Here is a 21,241-nt window from a genome sequence, read left to right as displayed (position 1 = left end):
ATCTGTTTACGGCCATATGGCCGCCGTAGAGGCGAAATCATGAAGACAACCATCGAATTGCCTCTCCTGCCATTGCGTGATGTTGTGGTTTATCCGCACATGGTTATCCCGCTGTTCGTGGGGCGCGAGAAATCCATCGAAGCCCTCGAGGCTGCGATGACGGGCGACAAGCAGATCCTTCTGCTGGCTCAGAGAAACCCTGCTGACGACGATCCCGGTGAAGATGCACTTTATCGCGTAGGTACCATTGCGACCGTTCTGCAGCTGCTCAAGCTGCCTGACGGCACGGTCAAGGTTTTGGTCGAAGGTGAGCAGCGGGGCGCCGTCGAGCGCTTCAGCGAAGTGGACGGCCACTGCCGTGCCGAAGTCTCGCTGATCGACGAAGTCGACGCGCCAGAGCGCGAGTCGGAAGTGTTTGTCCGCAGCCTGCTGGCTCAGTTCGAACAATATGTGCAGTTGGGCAAGAAAGTCCCGGCTGAAGTCCTCTCGTCGCTCAACAGCATCGATGAGCCGGGTCGCCTGGTCGACACCATGGCCGCGCACATGGCCCTGAAGATCGAGCAGAAGCAGGAAATCCTCGAAATCATCGATTTGTCGGCCCGGGTCGAGCACGTTCTGGCGTTGCTGGATGCCGAGATCGATCTGCTGCAAGTCGAAAAACGCATTCGCGGTCGCGTCAAGAAACAAATGGAGCGCAGCCAGCGCGAGTACTACCTGAATGAGCAGATGAAGGCCATTCAGAAAGAGCTCGGCGACAGCGACGAAGGCCACAACGAAATCGAAGAGCTGAAAAAGCGCATCGATGCTGCCGGCCTGCCGAAAGATGCCTTGGCCAAAGCCCAAGGCGAACTGAACAAGCTGAAACAAATGTCGCCAATGTCCGCGGAAGCGACCGTGGTGCGTTCGTACATCGACTGGCTGGTTCAAGTGCCGTGGAAGGCTCAGAGCAAAGTGCGTCTGGATCTTGCGCGCGCAGAAGACATTCTCGATGCAGATCACTATGGTCTGGAAGAAGTCAAAGAGCGGATCCTCGAATACCTCGCCGTGCAAAAGCGCGTGAAGAAAATTCGCGGGCCGGTGTTGTGCCTGGTCGGTCCTCCAGGGGTGGGTAAAACCTCTCTGGCGGAGTCGATCGCTCACGCCACCAACCGCAAATTCGTCCGTATGGCCCTTGGTGGCGTGCGTGACGAAGCGGAAATTCGTGGTCATCGCCGGACGTACATCGGTTCGATGCCAGGAAGATTGATTCAAAAGATGACGAAAGTGGGCGTTCGCAACCCGCTGTTCCTGCTCGATGAAATCGACAAAATGGGCAGTGACATGCGTGGCGATCCGGCGTCGGCGTTGCTGGAAGTGCTCGATCCTGAGCAGAACCACAACTTCAACGATCACTATCTGGAAGTCGACTACGACCTGTCTGATGTGATGTTCCTGTGCACCTCGAACTCCATGAATATTCCGCCGGCGCTGCTGGACCGGATGGAAGTGATTCGTCTGCCGGGCTACACCGAAGACGAGAAGATCAACATCGCCGTCAAATACCTTTCGCCAAAGCAGATTACGGCCAACGGCTTGAAGAAAGGCGAGCTTGAATTCGACGCTGAAGCGATCCGCGACATCATCCGCTACTACACCCGCGAAGCTGGCGTGCGTGGATTGGAGCGCCAGATTGCCAAGGTTTGCCGCAAGGCAGTCAAAGAGCATGCAATGGAAAAACGCTTCTCGGTGAAGGTCACTGCCGAGATGCTCGAACACTTCCTGGGCGTGCGCAAATTCCGCTACGGTCTGGCCGAATCGCAGGATCAGATCGGTCAGGTGACCGGGCTGGCATGGACTCAGGTGGGGGGTGAATTGCTGACCATCGAAGCCGCTGTCGTGCCGGGTAAAGGCCAGTTGATCAAGACCGGTTCGTTGGGTGATGTGATGGTCGAGTCGATCACCGCCGCACTGACCGTTGTCCGCAGCCGCGCGAAGAGCCTGGGGATCCCCCTGGACTTCCACGAGAAGCGCGACACGCACATCCACATGCCGGAAGGGGCGACCCCGAAGGACGGCCCTAGCGCCGGTGTAGGCATGTGCACGGCCCTGGTGTCGGCATTGACCGGGATCCCGGTGCGTGCGGACGTCGCCATGACAGGTGAAATCACCCTGCGTGGTCAGGTGTTGGCGATCGGCGGTCTGAAGGAAAAACTGCTGGCAGCTCACCGAGGCGGGATCAAGACCGTGATCATTCCTGAGGAGAACGTACGCGATCTGAAGGAAATTCCTGACAATATCAAGCAAGATCTGCAGATTAAACCGGTTAAATGGATTGACGAGGTCCTGCAAATTGCGCTGCAATACGCGCCGGAGCCGCTGCCTGATGTGGTTCCAGAGATAGTTGCGAAGGATGAAAAACGCGAGTCTGACTCTAAGGAAAGAATTAGCACGCATTAGTACGCATTTGCCTGAGTGGCTTGTTGACAGCTTTTTAGAGCCCTTGTTATAAAGCGGCTCTTAAGTGTCTGTAGGCCATTCAGCACACGTTTTTGCTTTCACCAAAAAACTTAGAATCATACTCAAATAGATATAAGGGGACTTAGAGTGAACAAGTCGGAACTGATTGATGCTATCGCTGCATCCGCTGATATCCCGAAAGCTGCTGCTGGCCGTGCGCTGGACGCTGTAATCGAATCCGTCACTGGCGCTCTCAAGGCTGGCGACTCTGTTGTTCTGGTTGGTTTCGGTACCTTCTCCGTTACCGATCGTCCAGCTCGCATTGGTCGTAACCCACAGACCGGTAAGACGCTGGAAATCGCTGCAGCCAAAAAACCAGGTTTCAAAGCCGGCAAAGCACTGAAAGAAGCTGTCAACTAAGTTCGCTTCAGGTTTTTGCCTATCCGGGTCGGGGTCATGCCTGACCTGGCAGCGGAGCGGTAGTCCAGTCGGCAATTTGCCGGTCCGAGACACCGAGGGTCGCAAGTTCGAACCCTTGGTCCGCTCCGCCAGTTACGAGAAGGCGCATCCTCGGATGCGCCTTTCTTCTATCCGGATTCTACCCACGCTCCACGGTTGCCTAATTTTGAAGTTCAACCGTTTCTGGGGGACGCATGCTGCAGAATATCAGGGACAATTCACAAGGCTGGATTGCCAAGACCATTATCGGGGTCATCGTTGCACTGATGGCTTTGACCGGTTTCGACGCCATTTTTCAGGCCACTACCAGCCGTAACGATGCGGCCAAGGTCAACGGCGAAGAAATCAGCCAGAACGAGCTGAGCCAGGCGGTCGATATGCAACGCCGTCAGCTCATGCAACAGCTGGGCAAGGATTTCGACGCTTCCTTGCTCGACGAGAAAATGCTGCGCGAATCGGCCCTCAAAGGCTTGATCGACCGCAAGCTGCTGCTGCAAGGCGCAGAAAAATCGAAATTCGCTTTCTCCGAAGCGGCTTTGGACCAAGTGATCCTGCAAACGCCTGAATTCCAGGTCGATGGCAAGTTCAGTCCTGATCGTTTCGACCAGGTGATTCGTCAACTCGGCTACAGCCGCATGCAATTCCGCCAGATGCTGGCTCAGGAAATGCTGATCGGTCAGCTGCGTGCTGGTTTGGCGGGTAGCGGTTTCGTTACCGACGCACAGGTTCTGGCTTTCGCCCGTCTGGAAAAACAGACCCGCGACTTCGCCTCCCTGAACGTCAAGGTTGACCCGGCAGCGGTGAAGCTGACCGACGATGAGGTCAAGGCTTACTACGACGAACACGCCAAGGAATTCATGACGCCGGATCAAGTCGTCATCGATTACCTGGAATTGAAGAAGTCGTCCTTCTTTGACCAGGTCGCCGTCAAGGACGAAGACCTGCAAGCGGCGTATCAGAAAGAAATCGCGAACCTGTCCGAGCAACGCCGGGCTGCGCACATTCTGATCGAAGTGAACGACAAGATGACCGAGGCGCAAGCCAAGGCCAAGATCGAAGAAGTTCAGGCGCGTCTGGCCAAAGGCGAGAAATTCGAGGCGCTGGCCAAGGAGTTCTCCCAGGATCCAGGTTCGGCGAACAACGGCGGTGACTTGGGCTACGCAGGCCCGGGCGTCTACGATCCAGCGTTCGAAACCGCGCTGTATGCGTTGGCCAAGGATCAGGTGTCGGCGCCGGTTCGCACTGACTTCGGCTTCCACTTGATCAAACTGTTGGGTGTTGAAGCACCGGAAGTACCGACGCTGGCCAGCCTGAAAGACAAGCTGACCCGTGAGCTGAAAACCCAGCAGGTCGAGCAACGCTTCGTCGAGGCGACCAAGCAACTGGAAGACTCTTCGTTCGAATCGTCTGATCTGGCCCAGCCGGCGCAGGACCTGAAGCTGACCGTTCACACCTCCAAGCCGTTCGGCCGCGAAGGTGGCGAAGGTGTTTCGGCCAACCGTGCCGTGGTCACCGCCGCATTCAGTCCTGAAGTGCTGGATGAAGGTGCCAACAGCACCGCCATCGAGCTGGATCCGGAAACCGTGATCGTGCTGCGGGCCAAGGAACACCTGAAGCCGGCGCAACTGCCGCTGGAAAGCGTGAATGCCAGCATTCGTGCGCAATTGGCCAAGGAGCACGCCAGTGCTGCTGCCAAGACCAAGGCTGATGAGCTGATCGCCAGCCTGCGCGACGGCAAGACGCCACTGGACAAGGCAATTGACGGCCAGAGCTGGAAAGTCACCGCAGCAGCGACTCGCGCTCAGGAAGGGATTGACCCCACCGTGCTGCAAGCGCTTTTCCGCATGCCAAAACCTGTCGCCAAGAAAAAGCCGACCTTCAACAGCGTGACCCTGGCCGATGGTAGCCTGGTGATCGTGCGCCTGAACGGCGTGAACGAAGCCGCCGCGCCGACCGAAGAAGAGAAGGCTCAGTACCGTCGCTTCCTCGCCTCGCGCATTGGCCAGCAGGACTTTGCGGCTTACCGCAAACAGCTGGAAAGCGAAGCCGAGATCAAGCGCTTCTGATGCTTGACTGAGTTGCCGCTACGCAAAGACCCCGGCCGAAAGGCCGGGGTTTTTTATGCGTGCGATTTCGGGATGGAATGCTCCCACAAGGGATAGTTTGTTGTAGCCCCCGACGGGACTTTTTCCCGTAACTGACAGTCAGTAGACTTGTAAACGTTTTAAGACACTAATCGATGCTCCGCTAAGCATCGATCTGTTGCACAATACGCCCCGGATCGTTTTCCTCAGGATGTTCAATGTTTAAATCAATTCCCATGCGTGTTGCCGGGCTGGCGCTGATGCTGGCCACTGCTGCCGGCTGCTCGTCGAAGAAAGCCCCCATCTATGAGCATGAGAACTTCGATGACTCCGGGACGTTTTCGCGCAATTACCCGGTGACGGATGCACAGACCTGCGAAGCTGCCCGCCGGGCGTTGCTCAGCCAGGGCTATATCATCACCAGCGCCGACCCGAAACTGGTCAGCGGGCACAAAAGCTTCCAGCAGACCGGCGAGACCCACATGGAGATCAGCTTCAGTGTGGTCTGTGCCGATGACGGCAGCGAAGGGCACCATGCGACCATGTTCGCCAACGCCCTGCAGGACCGCTATGCGCTGAAGAAGACCAACAACTCCGCCAGTGTGGGTGTGGGCGTGCTGGGTTCGGTATCGATGCCAATCGGCTCGTCCGACGATTCGATGGTCAAGGTCGCCAGCGAAACCGTTTCGTCGGCCAAGTTCTATGAGCGTTTCTTTGCGCTGGTGGAGTTGTTCCTGCCAGCGGAAGCGAAGAAGGCTGCGCACATCCCCGAGAAACCCAAGACCGACCTGGGCATGCCTGAGGCCAAGGCTGCTCCGGCGCCTTTGGCCCCAACGCCGGCACCGGCTGCGCAACCCGCGCCAGCGCCAGCGGCTGAACCTGCTCCAGCCCCTGCGGCCTCGGAGCCCGTAGCACCGCCGCCTGAAACAGCGCCGATCACCCCGGTTGAAAACCCGCAACCGGCTCCATCCCCGGAAACCGTTACACCACCGCCGCAATCCAGCCTGCCGCCACCGAGCGAGCCTATTTCGGCCATGCCTGCGAACCAGTAATCGCTATACATTTCGGGATCGTGTCAGATGACATCGTTCCCGAAATGGCTTTTTGGATTGATCCGCGTCAACCCGGGCTGTAGTCCTACAGCCTCTATCGAAAAAATCCTGTGATAAATTCCTGACTGCCTGCTACGTTTTATAAGTAGCCGCTGAGCGGTATGCCTGCGTCATTTTTCTTTCATGCGGGCACTTTATGCTCGGGGCGTTGGTCATTTATTCAGGCATTTTTAAACGAGCGGAAGGGGGATTTCACAATGGACGATTATCAAGAAGAGCTGCTCGAGTATCAGGCGTTTGAACTGGACCCGTTGGAACCAGCAGAAGACGCTACAGAGCTGTAAGCATCACGCGGATTGGCGATGACTGCGGCGAAACTCGCCGGGTGTCTGGCCGTTCCAGCGTTTGAAGGCTCGCTGGAAAGCTTCGGCTGACGCGAAACCCAGCAAGTAGGCGATTTCCCCGAACGCCAGTTCAGTGTCGCGAATGTAGGTCATGGCCAGGTCGCGGCGCGTGTCGTTGAGAATCGCGCGAAATTGCGTGCCTTCCTCGGCGAGTTTGCGACGCAAGGTCCAGGTCGGCAGCTTCAGGCGTGACGCCACTTCTTCCAGGTCGGGTTCCCGGCCACCATTGAGTAACGGCCCCAGCAACTGAGTGATGCGTTCACGCAGGCTGCGGGTGCGTGTCAGTTGCTCCAGTTCCCGTTCACAGAGTTGCAGCAAGTGTCGCCAGGTACTCGGGCAGTGCTCCGGGTTGCGCAGGGCGAGGCTGGCCAGACTCAGGCGCAGTTGATTCTGTTCGGCGCCGAACTGAATGGGGCAATCGCCCAACGCGGCATACGCTTCACGATAATCCGGTTCGGCGAATTCGATCTCGATCCGTTCGGCGCGTAGCGGGGCAGTACTCACGCTAGACAATTGGTGCAGCCAGCCGGCGATGATCGAATCCACCACAAAGCGGTTGTAGGCGTTGTAAGGGCTGATGGAATAGAACCGCAGCCATGCGCCCTGAGCGTCTTCATGAAAGCTCGACTGGCCGCGATAGTTGGAGCCATACAACGCTTCAAAGCGGATCAGGCAGCGCGCCGCTTCCCGAACCGTCGGCGCCTGGGCGGCGGTGACCCCCGCCAGACCGGCCTGACTCAGGCGACTGAGCTGGCCCATACGCAAACCCAGCGCCGGGTCGTTGGTCAGTTGAATGGCACCGTGGCCCAGGCGCATGTAGCGCGGGATCGACAGCCGGGCGCCTGCCTCGGCCAAACGCGCCGCATCAAGACCGTATTGCTCCAGCAACGGTTGCGGGTCCACACCCTGGCTGCGCACGGCGTCAGCCAGGCTGTGAACAAAGCCCACCGACAGATCCCCAAGGCGCATCGGCAGCGGTTTCATGGGTTACAACCAGAGGTTCAGCAAGCGCGCGCCACGGGCATTGCCGTCGGCGAACTGTTGCCCGTTGTTGCTGAGGAAACTTTGCCCCGCGCTGCCCTTGTCCCAGAATTGACCGCGCAAGAATACGCTCATGCCGGCAATCGCCTGGCTGCTGGGCGGTTGGCCGACCAGTGTCAGACGATGCCAGGCCTGGCCTTCGCTGAGCTCACCGGCCTTGAGGCTGACGGAGCCGGGCGTCGACAGCCCCTTGTAACCCCGCCACGGTTTGTCCCAGGTGTCGCGGCCGACGACATAGGCGGGGACAGCCACTAGATGGGCGCCCTGTGCGTCGAGTTTGCGGTAGTTGTCCGGGTACCAGCTGTCGCTGCCGATCAATACGCCCAGGCGGCCGGCCGGCGTGTCGACGACGTTGAGCGTATGCTCGCCATTGGCTTCGATAACGTCTTTTTCAGCAAACACCGGATGCATCTGGCGTTGCGGCTGGCCCACCGGCAGCCCGTCGCGACCGAACACTACGCTGCTGTTGTACAACGCACCGCGGCCGACTTTCAGCGTGCCGTCGATGATGCTCGGCTCTGGCAACACAATCGTGCCGGCCACCAGCGTTACGTTGAACGCCTTCGCCAGCCCGCCGAACAGAGCCTGATAGTCCTTGGCCATGCCTTTGGCCTTCATCCGCAAGTGAGCGTCGTCGAGACGGCTTTCGCCCTTGGCGCTGATCAACGCGCGAACGAACTGCACGGGATTGCTCACCGCCAGCCAGTTCATCGCTTCCTTGAGGGTGGTCGCCTGATACAGCTCATCTTTCTCGCCGCTGACCATCAGCCAGGTGCCGATGTGTTCGGGCAGCACGACGATGGTCTTTTCATTGAGCAGGCCCTGGTCCTGAGCCTGCTGCAAATAGGCAGCGAGCTTGCGGTGCAGGCGTTCGGGGCTTTGATAGTCGGTGGGGAACAGCTCGGGCTGGATGCCCAGCAGATTGCCGCGATCGGCAGGTGTGCCTTGATCGACCGCGAGGTGGATGCGCAGGTCCGACAGGTAATGACCCACCGGACGGTCCGCGGCCCACATGGCGTAGGTCGTCAGGGCGGCAATCAATGCCATGGAGAAAGTCAGGTACAGAAGTTTGCGCATGGGGAAACAGTCGACAGCCGTGTGCAGGGTTCGCGACTAGGGTAGGGCGCATGCCGGCGCTTGCCAAGGGGCGCTGCACATTTGGATCAATAAGTTGTCAGTTTCGGTCATTGAGTGACAAGGGCGCGACTCTTAGTCTGTTCAACATGACTGACGGGGGCCGAAGAGCTCCTGCATATTTTCCGTGATCACTCGATGTGGAGTTACAAATGGCCGCCGCTCATTACCCGCACCTGTTGGCCCCGCTGGACCTGGGTTTTACCACGCTGCGCAACCGCACCCTGATGGGGTCGATGCACACCGGTCTGGAGGAGAAACCCGGCGGTTTCGAACGCATGGCGGCGTACTTCGCCGAGCGTGCCCGCGGCGGTGTTGGTCTGATGGTCACCGGCGGCATTGGCCCGAACGATGAGGGCGGGGTGTATTCCGGCGCGGCCAAACTGACCACCGAGGAAGAAGCGCTCAAGCACCAGATCGTGACCCGTGCGGTGCACGAGGCGGGCGGCAAGATCTGCATGCAGATCCTCCACGCCGGTCGTTATGCCTACAGCCCGAAACAGGTCGCACCGAGCGCCATTCAGGCACCGATCAACCCGTTCAAGCCGAAAGAGCTGGACGAGGAAGGCATCGAGAAGCAGATCAGCGATTTCGTAACGTGTTCGACCCTGGCGCAAAAAGCCGAGTACGACGGCGTCGAGATCATGGGCTCGGAAGGTTATTTCATTAACCAGTTCCTCGCCGCCCACACCAACCACCGCACCGACCGCTGGGGCGGCAGCTACGAAAACCGTATGCGCCTGCCGGTGGAAATCGTCCGCCGTGTACGCGAAGCCACAGGCCCGAACTTCATCATCATCTTCCGCCTGTCGATGCTCGACCTGGTAGAAGGCGGCAGCACCTGGGAAGAAATCGTGACCCTTGCGAAAGCCATCGAGCAAGCGGGCGCGACCATCATCAACACCGGCATCGGCTGGCACGAAGCGCGGATTCCGACCATCGCCACCAAGGTCCCGCGTGCGGCGTTCAGCAAGGTCACGGCCAAGCTGCGCGGTTCGGTGAGCATTCCGCTGATCACCACCAACCGTATCAATACCCCGGAAGTGGCCGAGCAGATTCTGGCCGAAGGCGATGCCGACATGGTGTCCATGGCGCGGCCGTTCCTCGCCGACCCGGACTTCGTCAACAAGGCAGCCGCCGGACGTGGTGATGAAATCAACACCTGCATCGGTTGCAACCAGGCGTGCCTGGATCACACCTTCGGCGGCAAGTTGACCAGCTGCCTGGTGAACCCGCGCGCGTGCCATGAAACCGAACTCAACTACCTGCCGGTGCAGCAGATCAAGAAAATCGCCGTGGTCGGTGCCGGTCCTGCGGGCCTGTCCGCTGCTACGGTGGCAGCCGAGCGTGGGCACTCGGTGACGCTGTTTGATTCGGCCAGCGAAATTGGCGGTCAGTTCAACATTGCCAAGCGCGTCCCGGGTAAGGAAGAGTTCTTCGAAACCCTGCGCTATTTCAACCGCAAGTTGCAGACCACCAACGTCGAGGTGTGCCTGAACACCCGTGTCGACGTGGCAAAACTGGTCGAGGGCGGTTACGACGAAATCATCCTGGCCACCGGCATCGCCCCAAGAACCCCGGCGATTCCCGGCGTTGAAAACGCCAAGGTGTTGAGCTACCTGGACGTGATCCTGGAGCGTAAACCGGTGGGCAAGCGCGTCGCGGTGATTGGCGCGGGCGGTATCGGTTTCGACGTGTCGGAATTCCTTGTTCATCAAGGCGTGGCCACCAGTCTGGACCGCGAAGCGTTCTGGAAGGAATGGGGCATTGATACGCATCTGGAAGCGCGCGGCGGTGTCGCCGGTATCAAGGCTGAACCGCATGCACCGGCGCGTGAAGTGTTCCTGCTGCAACGCAAGAAATCCAAGGTCGGTGACGGCCTGGGCAAGACCACCGGCTGGATTCATCGCACCGGTCTGAAGAACAAGCAGGTGCAGATGCTCAACAGCGTCGAGTACCTGAAGATCGACGACGAAGGCCTGCACATTCGCATCGGTGAAACCGGTGAGCCGCAGGTGCTGCCGGTGGACAACATCGTGATCTGCGCCGGGCAGGATCCGCTGCGTGAATTGCAGGAGGGTTTGGTCGCCGCGGGGCAGAACGTGCATTTGATCGGTGGCGCGGACGTGGCAGCAGAGCTGGATGCCAAACGCGCGATCAACCAGGGTTCGCGGTTGGCTGCCGAGTTGTAATCAGCAGGCCAAATCTGCCAATGGCCATCGTCGGAACGCCGCCGGGAGCAAGCCCGCTCCCACAGGTTCTGTGTTGTTCACAAATTTTGTGACCGATACAAAACCCTGTGGGAGCGAGCTTGCTCGCGATGGCTGCCTATGAGCGACTAGAATGCTGGCTCTTTCCGAGCACAATCAGACGCCCATGCTTTCCCCTCCAACCGATTGGCTACCCCAAGCCCCACTCGAACCCCTTCACCTCGACTGGCTCACCTCAGCCAACATTGAAGTCGCCATCCTGCGCCTCGACCAAATCGACCCACTGATCAGCGGCAACAAGTGGTTCAAGCTCATCGAACACCTCCAAGCCGCCGACCAGAGCGGTGCTCAGGGCATCATCAGCCTCGGCGGTGCGCATTCCAATCACCTGCACGCACTGGCCGCCGCCGGCAAACGCTTCGGTTTCAAAACGGTTGGCCTGCTGCGCGGTCATCCGCAAGAAACGCCGACGGTGAAGGACTTGCAAGCGTTCGGCATGCAGCTGCACTGGTTGGGTTATGGCGGGTATCGCGCGCGACACGAGCCGGGTTTCTGGCAGCCGTGGCAGGCGCAGTATCCCGACCTGCACCCGGTGCCCGAAGGTGGCGGTGGTCTGCTGGGCGCGCGTGGCTGTTTGCAATTGAAGGCAATGCTCGATCAACTGGGCAACCTGGGCTGGAGCGATTACCACGGTTGGTGGCTGGCCTGCGGAACGGGCACGACCTTGGCCGGTCTGGTGCTGGCCGAGGCGGGGGAACATCCGGTATATGGCGCGCTGGCGGTGCCCGACGATCATGGTGTGGCGCAGCAGGTCGGATCGATTGTACGAGAGGCGGGTGTGCAGGAAACGGCTTATGAGCTGTTCGACGCCAGCCGTGGCGGCTTTGCCAAAGTCGATCCGCTGTTACTCGACTTCATCGACCAGACCGAGCAGGCCACGGGGATTCCCCTCGAACCGCTGTACACCGGCAAGGCGTTGCTGATGCTCAAGCAGCACGTCGAGGCGGGAAAATTTGAAAAGGGGACGCGCCTGATCTTCATCCACACCGGTGGCTTGCAGGGCCGCCGGGGGTTTCGATAAGTACGCTATCCCATGTAGCAGCTGCCGAAGCCTGCGTTCGGCTGCGAAGCAGTCGTAAATCCAGCCGCCTCGGTTCAACTGATCCACCGCGTTGACTGATTTTACGACTGCTGCGCAGCCGAACGCAGGCTTCGCCAGCTGCTACAAGGGTGTGTGTTCAACCGCGCTTGGGCATCATCCGCAGCAGCGTGTTATCGCCCACGACATAGTGGTGATAAATCCCCGCCACCGCATGCAAGCCAATCAGCCAATAACCGATGGTGCCGCCCAGCACATGCCAGCCCTCGATTTGCTTGGCCAGCACCTTGTCCTCCGAGACCAGCAATGGCAGGTCAAAGCCGTAAAACATCACCTGATGCCCCTTGGCGCTGGTCACCAGCCAGCCGAGAATCGGCATCGCAATCATGAAAATGTACAGTGCCCAGTGCATCAGTCTGGCCAGCACGGTCTGCCAGTGAGGCGAGGCCGGGAAGATCTGTGGTGCCGGGCCCAGGCTGCGAGCGAACAGCCGCAGCCAAACCAATACGAACACCGTCAAGCCGAGCATGAAGTGCGATTCAACGATCAGCGTCCGGCCACCGCTGCCTTTGGGAAAGATCCCACGAAATTCGATGCAGGCGTAAACCAGCGCCAGTAAAACCAGCATCAACCAATGCAGCGTGATCGACACGGTGCTATAGCGTGAGTCGGAATTCTTCCAGGGCATACGGTGTTCCTCACAGGTCTGGTCTAGAGCCCACCGTTCTTGTTCGACGGTGTTCTCTAACTGTAATCCGCTTTGATGGATTTGCCTGTGGCAATTGGGGTGTTCAATGCTCTGGCTCAAGTGATCGCTAAAAAAAAGCGCCAGTTCCGTAACGGAGCTCGCGCTTTTTTATGGAGCAAGAAACGTGATCAGCTGCTTTGCGGCATCTCACCCTTGGCCAGACGCTTGTTGATGTCGGCGATCACTTCCGGCAAATCGGTGATGGTGTCGATCATGTAGTGCGGGCGCGAGCCTTCGAACATGGCGTGGATGCGTTTGCGTTCACTGTCGAGTTGGTCACTGCCAAGGGCGCGGAAACCTTCGTAATCCAGACCCAGCGCGTTACCGGAACAGATCAGCGCAACCGTCCACATACCGGCACGACGACCTTCGAGAATGCCCGGCACGGTGTCATCGATCTTCACGCAAGCCGCAACGTCGTCGATGCCCAGCGCAATCACGTTGGCCAGCGCCTGAGCCGGCCATGGGCGGCCGTTCGGCACTTCGTCGGTGGCGACCACGTGGTCCGCGATGTAACCGTTGGTGGCGGCCAGTTCGACCACCTTGTCCATGACCTGTTTCGGGTAGCCCGAGCAGGAGCCGATCTTGATCCCTTGCTGACGCAGGGTGGCGATGGTATCGAGTGCGCCCGGAATCAGCGCCGAGTGCTCGGCGATTTTCTCGATCTGCAGCGGCATGAATCGCTGGTAGATGGCGGTCACGTCGTCGTCGGTTGGCGTGCGGCCAAACACCTTGCGATAGCGCTCGGCGACTTCCGGCTGATCGCACAGGGTGCGGATGTGGTCCCACTTGCCCATGCCCATCGGCCCGCGGGCTTCCTCGATGGAGACCTGGACGTCGAACTCGGCGAAGGCTTCGACAAAAATCTGCGTTGGCGCGAAAGAGCCGAAGTCGACCACGGTGCCGGCCCAGTCGAGGATGGCGGCCTGGAGTTTGGTTGGGTTTGCGTAATTCATGTCTCAAATCCTGTATGGGGGAATGAAGAGCCCTGTAGCAGCTGTCGAGCCTGCGAGGCTGCGTTCGGCTGCGCAGCAGTCGTAAATCTTGTCGACGCGGTTCACCTGAAACACCGATGTGGATGGTTTACGACTGCTGCGCAGCCGAACGCAGCCTCGCTGGGGCTCGACAGCTGCTACAAATCGTCGTGAATTAAATTTCTAAGACTTCCATCTCACGCAGCACTTCGGCCACCGCCGCCACGGCCGCGTGCATCTCGGCCTGGTCGACGTGTCCGATGCAGCCGACGCGGAAGGTGTCGACCTGGGTCAATTTGCCGGGGTAGAGGATGAAACCCTTGGCCTTGACGCGTTCGTAGAATTCCTTGAACTGGTAGCGCGGGTCTTTCGGCGCGTGGAAAGTGACGATGATCGGCGCCTGGATCGCGGCAGGCAGGAAACTGCGCAAACCGAGTTTGGCCATGTCATCGAGCAGCACCTGGCAGTTGTTGGCGTAGCGCTGATGCCGTGCCGGCAAACCGCCTTCTTCGTTGTATTGCAGCAGGGCTTCGTGCAGCGCCGCGACCACGTGGGTCGGCGGGGTGAAGCGCCATTGGCCGGTCTTGGCCATGTAGGTGTGCTGGTCGTACAAATCCATCGCCAGGGAATGAGAGTGGCCGGCCGCGTTGGCCAGCGCGTCTTTGCGAGCGAAGACAAAACCCATGCCCGGTACGCCTTCCAGGCATTTGCCCGAGGCGGCGATCAGCGCGTCGAAGGGCACCTGTTGTGCGTCGATCGGCAAGGCGCCGAAGGAGCTCATGGCATCGATGATCAGGCGTTTGCCGTGTTGCGCGATGACGTGGGCGATTTCCGGCAGCGGGTTGAGGATGCCGGTGCTGGTTTCGCAGTGAATCAGCGCGACGTGGGTGATGCTGGCGTCGGCGCGCAGCAGACGCTCGACGTCGGCGGCGGTCGTCGGTTCGTCTTCGGCGGTTTCGAAGGTGCTGAACGGACGGCCGAGCACTTCACAGATCTTCGCCAGGCGTTTGCCGTACGCGCCGTTGATCAGCACCAGCACTTTGCCGTCGCGGGGCACCAGGGTGCCGATTGCTGCCTCGACGGCGAAGGTGCCGCTGCCTTGCAGGGGCACGCAGTGGTGGCTGTCGCCGCCGTTGATAATCGCCAGCAATTGCTCGCACAGGCTGGCGGTCAGTTGATTGAAGCGGTCATCCCATGAACCCCAGTCGACCATCATCGCCTGACGGGTGCGCGCCGATGTGGTCAGTGGGCCGGGGGTGAGCAGGATTGGCTCGGCGGTGCTCATTCTTGTGTCCTCGCAAAAGCTCTGTGTGGGATGAAGCTACGGGACATAAATTGCAATTTCGGGTGCTATCAATCAAATTGTTTGTTGTTATGCCAGCCATCAGTGAGAGTTATCCATGAATCTGTTCCAGCTTCGAGCCTTTGATGCCGTGGCCCGCGAAGGCAGCTTCACCCGCGCTGCCGAGCGGCTATTCATCAGCCAACCGGCGGTCACCGGGCACATCAAGGCCCTGGAGGAGCATTACCAGATCACCTTGCTGCGCCGCACTGCGCGACGAGTGGAGCTGACGGAGGAGGGTACCAAACTGGCGGCGATCACCCGGGCGATGTTCGGTCTGGCCGAGGAAGCGCAGGTGCTGCTGGAAGCGAATCGACAATTGCTGACCGGGCGTCTCGAAGTAGCGGCGGACGGGCCGCATATGGTGATGCCGATGCTGGCCAGTTTGCGGGCGCGATATCCGGGGATCACCGTGAATTTGCGCTTGGGCAATGCTCAGGAAACGCTGGCGGCGTTGTTGTCCGAACATGCCGACGTGGCGGTGCTGACTGAAGTCGAGCCGCGCAAAGGCCTGCACCTGCAAGCGTTGAGCGAATCACGGATTTGCGCGTTGGTGCCTGAAAGTCATCCTTGGGCCATGGCGTCCAAGGGCGTGAAGCTCAAGGAGCTGGATCAGGTGATCATGGTGTTGCGCGAGCCAAGTTCGATTACCCGACGGACATTCGATGAAGCTTGCGCGGCGGCATCGGTCAACCCGAGGGTGTTGCTGGAGCTGGACAGTCGCGAGGCGGTGACCGAGGCCGTGGCGGCGGAGTTGGGTGTTGGGGTGGTGTCGTCGGTGGAGGTCAGTCATGACCCGCGGGTGGTGGCGGTGCCGATTCTAGGCGATGGATTGATCAATCAACACATGATCGGGTGCATGGAACGGCGGCGGGATTTGCGTTTGATTCGGGCGTTTTTCGAGTTGGCGCCTACCCGATAAACCGAGGCGTCTGCATCGCGAGCAGGCTCACTCCCACAGGGATGTATGTTGGCAACAGATCTTATGTACGACGCAAAACCTGTGGGAGCGAGCCTGCTCGCGATGAGGCCGGACCTGCCTAAGCAAGGCTCTCGCGAACCATGTCGAGGAACGTCGCCACCACCCGCCGCGAACTCTGCTCGCGCAAGCACACCAGCGTCTCCGTCAGACGCCGTGTGCAATCGGTAATCGGCAACGCACACACCCGGGAATCCGCGCCAAACTCGGCGGCGGACACCACACCCACGCCGATCCCCACGACCACTGCCTCACGCGCCGCTTCCCGACCTTCAACCTGAATCGCCGGGCGGATGGAAAAGCCGGCCCGGGCCATTTCCTCTTCCAGTGTCTGACGCGTCACCGAACCGATTTCCCGCAGCACCAACGGTGTGTCGTGCAAATCCGCCAGGCAAATCGATTCGCGATCTGCCCACGGATGACTGCGAGAAACGAAGGCCACCATCGGGTCATTGCGCAGCGGCAGCGAGATCAGTCGCTCGTCACTCACCTCCCGGCCCAACAACGCCAGGTCGGCCTGATAGTTGAACAGGCGAAACAGCGATTCGTCGGTATTGCCGGTTTCGATTTTCACGCTGATGCCGGGGTAGCGCTCACAGAAGCGCGCAATCTGCGGCAGCACATGCACCGGCGCATCCACTGCGAGGATCAGGGTGCCGGTCTGCAACGCCCTGGAATCGTGCAAAAGCTCCTGAGCCTCGGCCTCGATGACGAACAGCCGCTGGGTAATGCTCAACAGCCGATCACCCAGATCCGTCAGGCGCACCGAGCGTTTATTACGGTGGAACAGCAACACACCGAAGCGCTCTTCGAGTTTGCGCACCTGGTCGGAAATCGCCGGTTGCGTGAGAAAAAGCCGCTCGGCGGCTTTGGTAAAGCTTCCGTGGACGGCCACGGCGTGGAAGGCTTTGAGCTGGGCGTGGGAAACCGACATCGAAACCTCCAGTAACAAGCTGAGCTTATATTGGAAATACGATAAATCGATTTCACTTATTAATCAGTAATTGTTTTTATCGACCTCAGCCCCGGTGACTGGTCAGTCGAACAGCGTCGGCGGCCATGAGCCTGTGCGTGCAGTGGCAGGCCTCATCTGACCGATATCGCCAAAGGGAAGCCGCGGTATCGAAGTGCTCAACAATAAAAAAACAGGCGTTATTTCTCAATTTCTGCCGGCACACTCACACCCTGAGGTCAGAACCACAATGAACAACTCCATCGGCACCATCAAGCGCTGGCGCGTGCAGATCTTCGCGATCACCTGGCTCGCCTACGCCGCTTTCTATTTCACCCGCAAAGCCTTTTCCGTGGCCAAACTGGGGATCGCCGAAGACCCCACCTTCATGCTCGACAAAATGGCCATGGCCAACCTCGATGCCATTTACCTGACCGCCTACGCCATCGGGCAATTCACCTGGGGCATTCTGGCCGACCGCTTCGGCCCAAGGGTCGTGGTTTTTGGCGGGTTGTTGATTTCAGCAGCGGCTGCCGTGGTGATGGGCAGTTTCGCGACGTTGCCAATCTTCGCCACCTGCATGCTGATTCAAGGGTTTGCCCAGTCCACCGGCTGGTCCGGGCTGTGCAAGAACCTCGGCAGTTTCTTTCCCGCCGAACAGCGCGGGCGGGTGCTGGGGTTGTGGAGTTCCTGCTACGCCTTTGGTGGATTGGTGGCTTCGCCGTTTGCTGGCTGGTGGGCGTATACGCTGGTCGGCACCTGGCATGCGGCGTTCTTTTCCAGTGCGGCGGTGGTTGGGCTGGTCGCCGTGCTGTTTTTTATTTTTCAGCGCAACACACCCGAAGACGTTGGTTTGCCGGCGGTGGAGCCGGAGCCGCAACTGACGGCGCAAGAGGCTGAAGCGCAAAGCAAGATCAGCATGCTGGAACCGTTAAGGGAAATCCTGCGCAACCGCACCGTGCTGGTCCTGGGCCTGGCGTACTTTCTGTTGAAACCGGCGCGCTACGCGATTCTGCTCTGGGGGCCGGTGATCGTCTTCGAGCAAATGCCCTCGGTGGGCAAGGTCGGCGCGGCGATCATTCCCACGGCGTTCGAGCTTGCCGGGTTGCTGGGGCCGATCCTGCTCGGCCTGGCCTCGGACAAACTGTTCGGCGCCCGACGCATGCCTGCCTGCGTGATCAGTCTGTTGGTACTGACCGTTTCCCTGGCGTTGTTCATGGGTGCCCTGCACACCGGCAGCGTGTTGTTGGTGGTGGCGCTGCTGTTCGTCATGGGCCTGACCCTGTACGGACCGGATTCGATGATCAGCGGTGCGGCAGCGATTGATTTCGGCACCGCCAAAGCGGGCGCCACGGCCGCCGGGTTCGTCAACGGTTGCGGTTCGGTCGGGGCGATTCTCGGCGGCTTGCTGCCGGGCTACTTCGACTCGGTCACTGTGTTCATCGTCTTCGCCGGCTGCGCCTTGTTCTCCGCCCTGGTGCTGATCCCCCACTGGAACAGCCGTCCGGCTGGCCTGCTGATCAAAAGCGCTTTCGTGCCTAACCAGGCAATGACCGTAAAACCCCTGCGTACCTGAGGAGTAACCGATGAGACCTTTCTGGCTGGAACAGGCGCTGGAGGCGGAGTCCTGCGCGCCGTGCGAACCTTTGGCGAGGGATACCCGCGCCGACGTGTGCATCGTCGGCGGTGGCTACACCGGCTTATGGACCGCGATCATGCTCAAGGAGCAGAACCCCGAGCTGGATGTGCTGCTGATCGAAGCGGACATCTGCGGGGCCGGCGCCAGCGGGCGAAACGGTGGCTGTGCGCTGTCGTGGTCGGCCAAGTATTTCACGCTGGAAAGGTTGTTCGGTGTCGAGGAAGCGGTGCGGCTGGTCAAGGAATCCGAGCGCAGTATTTACGCCATCGGCACTTTCTGCGAGCAGTACGGGGTGAACGCCGATTACCGCCTCGATGGCACGCTCTATACCGCCACCAACCGCGCCCAATGCGGCTCGACCGATGCGGTGATTGCGGCGCTGGAACGCAACGGCATCAACTCCTTCACCCAAAGGCCGGTCGCCGACGTGCAACGCATGGCCGGTTCCTGCAAGCATCTGGAAGGCTGGTTCTCCCCGGCCGCCGCGAGTGTGCAGCCGGGCAAACTGGTGCGTGGCTTGCGCCGGGTTGCCTTGCAACTGGGCGTGAGGATTCATGAGAACACGGCGATGACCGGGCTGGAGGAGGGCCGCCCCGCGGGGATTAAAACCCCCAACGCCACCGTCCGCGCTGACCGGGTGGTGTTGGCCATGAACGCCTGGATGGCCCGTGCGTTCCCGCAGTTCGAGCGCAGCGTGGCGATCGTGTCCAGCGACATGCTGATCACCGAACCCCGGCCCGACCTGCTCGACGAAATCGGTTTGACCAGCGGTGTCACGGTGCTCGATTCGCGGATTTTCGTGCACTACTACCACAACACCCCGGACGGTCGAATCATGCTCGGCAAAGGTGGCAACACCTTTGCCTACGGCGGGCGAATGTTGCCGGTGTTCGATCAACCGTCGCCGTATGCCGGTCTGTTGCAACACAGCCTGAACGAGTTCTTTCCGGCGTTTGCGAACGTCAGGGTCGATGCGACCTGGAACGGCCCGTCGGACCGCTCGGTGACCGGTTTGCCGTTCTTCGGCCAGATGAGTGCCAGCGGTAACGTGTTTTACGGTTTTGGTTATTCCGGCAGCGGCGTCGGCCCGTGCCATATGGGCGGGCAGATCCTCGCTTCGATGGTCCAGGGGCTGGACAATGCCTGGACCCGTTCGCCATTGGTGAATGGCCCATTGGGCTACTTCCCGCCGGAGCCGATCCGTTACCTCGGCTCGCTGATGGTGCGCAACGCCATCCGTCGTAAGGAGCGCGCCGAGGACCATGGGCGCCGGCCGCGGCATCTGGATGTGCGTCTGGCCAGGTTCGCGGCGGCGGCAGGCAAGGCCGACAAGGGCTGATCAATCCTGACGGTTGACCAGCCAATCGAGCAGGAGGCGGCCGTCGTTGCGGGACTGGCGAGCGAGCCGAGGTGTGGGCGGGTTGCTCGCCGCCGCACACAGCACCGGTCGATCCGGGTCGCTGTCGAGAAAACTGATCAGCACCTCGGTGCCGGCGAGCGGCAGTCTGGCCGGGTCGATCCGACCGTCCGCCGCGGCAAGCGCCACGGGTAGCCACACGCCGGTGGATTGATCGTCATTGGCCTGCGCGGTGGGCCACAACCGAACCTCAATCCGGCCCTGTGCATCCAGCACCGCCGGTTGCCCGACAGGGCCCAGCACTCGCGCCGGCTGATAGCCCGGAATGCTCGGTCTGGCCTGTGTCAGCGCGGGGCGGAACACTGTTGACCACGGGATGGCGCTGAACTGATTGCTGTAGCGCCGGGTCATGTTGAAGGTGTCCTCGGCGAGAATCGATGGCTGTTGGCCCTGATGCCGGATTTCGGTCAGCAGCCACTGATCGTTGAAGTTCGCGATGGGATGTTCCGACACTTGCACGATGCATCCACTGCGCAATTCGCTGTGGTTGCTTTGCCCCTGTATCTGCCGATGCCGGCAGCGCAAACGTTCCAGTAAGCGACGGCTTGATTGCTCACGCTCGAGTTGTTGCGGCGCAGGCGGCGCGGTGAGTGGGGGCGAGGCGTGACGCTGGAACAACTCACTGATCACTGGCGCGTTGGCGTGATCGGCTGTCTCATCGTAAAACGGCATCAACAGCGGTTCCTGGGGAAAGCTCAGACTGTCATCCGCCAGCACCAGCATATGGCCGTCGCGCTGATGTTCGAAGTGATAGTGGATGCCTTCTTCTTCGCAGAGCCGATCCAGGAACGCCAGGTCGGTCTCGTCAAACTGAATGCAAAACGGTCGCACAGGATAGCGACCGTTCGGCAGTTCAAGACGGTAGCTGTTTTCGGGGATCGCGTTTTCGGCGAGCAACTGACGCAGGATGGCGGGCACGCCGAGTTGATGAAAGACCCGGCGGCAAGGGTGCCGGTGCAGTTGTTGAAGCCAGGGCACCAGCACCAGGTGGTAGCCGATTCGGTGCGGGCCACGATACTCGCGACTGGCGGCGTGCAAGATGCCGTGAATGCCGGCTTCATCCCCCAAGCTCAGGAACGCCGGTTGCTGCAGCAACCGTTCGAGGTTCATGGCCGGTGCCAGGCCGATCACTTCGATCTCGAAACGATAGGGCTGGTTAAGACTTTCACGGCCGCTGAACTGCAACACCTGCAGACTCAAACCACTGTCCAGGAGGGTCAGGGTGTAGGGACTTTCCTTGTCGTTGTGCATCGAACGCGCTTCTGCCATGG

At 60.0% G+C, this 21,241-nt stretch carries 17 protein-coding genes; 10 read left to right on the top strand and 7 right to left on the bottom strand.

Annotated elements, in window-relative coordinates; translation table 11 throughout:
• Positions 1 to 39 precede the first annotated feature (39 nt).
• From lon to ACA072_RS18670, 5 genes are all read left to right on the top strand, one after another.
• Positions 40 to 2,436: an endopeptidase La gene (lon, locus tag ACA072_RS18690; RefSeq protein ID WP_007946894.1), complete on the top strand. Its 2,397-nt coding sequence runs from the start codon at positions 40 to 42 to the stop codon at positions 2,434 to 2,436.
• Between the two features lie 147 nt (positions 2,437 to 2,583).
• Positions 2,584 to 2,856 carry an HU family DNA-binding protein gene (locus ACA072_RS18685; RefSeq protein ID WP_002552737.1) on the top strand — a complete coding sequence of 91 codons (273 nt, stop codon included), beginning with the start codon at positions 2,584 to 2,586 and terminating at the stop codon, positions 2,854 to 2,856.
• Between the two features lie 233 nt (positions 2,857 to 3,089).
• Positions 3,090 to 4,961, top strand: a complete 1,872-nt coding sequence (locus ACA072_RS18680) for a SurA N-terminal domain-containing protein (RefSeq protein ID WP_497619734.1) — start codon at positions 3,090 to 3,092, stop codon at positions 4,959 to 4,961.
• Between the two features lie 236 nt (positions 4,962 to 5,197).
• Positions 5,198 to 6,031: a DUF2242 domain-containing protein gene (locus ACA072_RS18675; RefSeq protein WP_497619732.1), complete on the top strand. Its 834-nt coding sequence runs from the start codon at positions 5,198 to 5,200 to the stop codon at positions 6,029 to 6,031.
• Positions 6,032 to 6,192: 161 nt separating this feature from the next.
• Positions 6,193 to 6,375 (top strand): hypothetical protein, encoded by a 183-nt coding sequence (locus ACA072_RS18670; protein ID WP_497619730.1) that lies wholly within the window; start codon positions 6,193 to 6,195, stop codon positions 6,373 to 6,375.
• 3 nt (positions 6,376 to 6,378) lie between these two features.
• Here ACA072_RS18670 and ACA072_RS18665 read toward each other — a convergent pair whose 3' ends face one another.
• Positions 6,379 to 7,419, bottom strand: a complete 1,041-nt coding sequence (locus ACA072_RS18665) for an AraC family transcriptional regulator (RefSeq protein WP_497619728.1) — start codon at positions 7,417 to 7,419, stop codon at positions 6,379 to 6,381.
• A gap of 3 nt (positions 7,420 to 7,422) precedes the next feature.
• Positions 7,423 to 8,553: a carbon-nitrogen hydrolase family protein gene (locus ACA072_RS18660; RefSeq protein WP_497619726.1), complete on the bottom strand. Its 1,131-nt coding sequence runs from the start codon at positions 8,551 to 8,553 to the stop codon at positions 7,423 to 7,425.
• 209 nt (positions 8,554 to 8,762) lie between these two features.
• On the opposite strand from ACA072_RS18660, the gene ACA072_RS18655 reads away from it, so the two are divergent.
• Positions 8,763 to 10,802 (top strand): oxidoreductase, encoded by a 2,040-nt coding sequence (locus ACA072_RS18655; RefSeq protein WP_497619724.1) that lies wholly within the window; start codon positions 8,763 to 8,765, stop codon positions 10,800 to 10,802.
• 184 nt (positions 10,803 to 10,986) lie between these two features.
• Positions 10,987 to 11,901, top strand: a complete 915-nt coding sequence (locus ACA072_RS18650) for a 1-aminocyclopropane-1-carboxylate deaminase/D-cysteine desulfhydrase (protein ID WP_497619722.1) — start codon at positions 10,987 to 10,989, stop codon at positions 11,899 to 11,901.
• 157 nt (positions 11,902 to 12,058) lie between these two features.
• Here the strand turns inward: ACA072_RS18650 and ACA072_RS18645 are convergent, their stop codons facing one another.
• From ACA072_RS18645 to ACA072_RS18635, 3 genes are all read right to left on the bottom strand, one after another.
• Positions 12,059 to 12,607, bottom strand: a complete 549-nt coding sequence (locus ACA072_RS18645; protein ID WP_497619720.1) for a cytochrome b — start codon at positions 12,605 to 12,607, stop codon at positions 12,059 to 12,061.
• Positions 12,608 to 12,795: 188 nt separating this feature from the next.
• Complete coding sequence (gene phnX, locus ACA072_RS18640) at positions 12,796 to 13,623, bottom strand: phosphonoacetaldehyde hydrolase (RefSeq protein WP_497619718.1); 828 nt, start codon at positions 13,621 to 13,623, stop codon at positions 12,796 to 12,798.
• Positions 13,624 to 13,816: 193 nt separating this feature from the next.
• A complete protein-coding gene (locus ACA072_RS18635; RefSeq protein ID WP_497619717.1) occupies positions 13,817 to 14,926 on the bottom strand; it encodes a 2-aminoethylphosphonate--pyruvate transaminase in 1,110 nt (369 codons plus the stop codon).
• A gap of 115 nt (positions 14,927 to 15,041) precedes the next feature.
• Here ACA072_RS18635 and ACA072_RS18630 point away from each other — a divergent pair, with 115 nt between their 5' ends.
• A complete protein-coding gene (locus tag ACA072_RS18630) occupies positions 15,042 to 15,905 on the top strand; it encodes a LysR substrate-binding domain-containing protein (RefSeq protein ID WP_497619716.1) in 864 nt (287 codons plus the stop codon).
• A 118-nt stretch (positions 15,906 to 16,023) separates the two neighbouring features.
• On the opposite strand, the gene ACA072_RS18625 is transcribed toward ACA072_RS18630, so the two are convergent.
• Positions 16,024 to 16,896, bottom strand: coding sequence for a LysR family transcriptional regulator (locus ACA072_RS18625; RefSeq protein WP_497619715.1), 873 nt, complete (start codon positions 16,894 to 16,896; stop codon positions 16,024 to 16,026).
• A gap of 268 nt (positions 16,897 to 17,164) precedes the next feature.
• Between ACA072_RS18625 and ACA072_RS18620 the strand changes: the two genes are divergently transcribed.
• Together ACA072_RS18620 and ACA072_RS18615 are read left to right on the top strand one after the other, a co-directional pair.
• Positions 17,165 to 18,490 (top strand): MFS transporter, encoded by a 1,326-nt coding sequence (locus ACA072_RS18620; RefSeq protein WP_497619714.1) that lies wholly within the window; start codon positions 17,165 to 17,167, stop codon positions 18,488 to 18,490.
• Positions 18,491 to 18,500: 10 nt separating this feature from the next.
• Positions 18,501 to 19,892, top strand: a complete 1,392-nt coding sequence (locus ACA072_RS18615) for an FAD-dependent oxidoreductase (protein WP_497619712.1) — start codon at positions 18,501 to 18,503, stop codon at positions 19,890 to 19,892.
• On the opposite strand, the gene ACA072_RS18610 is transcribed toward ACA072_RS18615, so the two are convergent.
• Entirely contained in the window at positions 19,893 to 21,221 is a 1,329-nt protein-coding gene (locus ACA072_RS18610; RefSeq protein ID WP_497619710.1) for a type VI secretion system Vgr family protein, read from the bottom strand.
• Between the last annotated feature and the right edge of the window lie 20 nt (positions 21,222 to 21,241).

Source organism: Pseudomonas sp. LBUM1656 (assembly GCF_059716065.1).
This window is presented reverse-complemented; position numbering and strand designations above follow the sequence as displayed.